This is a genomic window from Mesorhizobium sp. M8A.F.Ca.ET.208.01.1.1, assembly GCF_004791315.1.
In the GTDB taxonomy this organism is placed as follows: Bacteria; Pseudomonadota; Alphaproteobacteria; order Rhizobiales; family Rhizobiaceae; genus Mesorhizobium.
In genome coordinates, this window is the sequence record NZ_SRUT01000438.1 from 1 (window position 1) to 279 (window position 279).

The 279-nt window shown below is 62.0% G+C and carries 1 pseudogene; it reads left to right on the forward strand.

Features of this window, described 5'->3' with window-relative positions:
* Window positions 1-279: pseudogene (locus EN851_RS36000) on the forward strand (peptidylprolyl isomerase); the annotation flags it as partial.

Genomic DNA, 279 nt, shown 5'->3' on the forward strand with positions numbered 1-279 from the left:
CAAGATGCCGCTCGCCAAACTCGACGCGATCATGGCGCAGTCGGGCGTCACCAAGGAACATTTCAAGGAATTCATTCGCGCCCAGATGGCCTGGAACCAGGCGCTCGGCGCGCGTTACCGCTCCGGCGAAGGTGGCTCGGTAACCGAACAGGATGCGGTCCGTCGTATGCTCTACAAGGGCGGATCCAAGCCGACAGCAATGGAATATATGCTGCAGCAGGTGATCTTCGTGGTGCCGGCGTCCGAGCGCTCCGCCACGCTCGCCAAACGCAAGCGCGA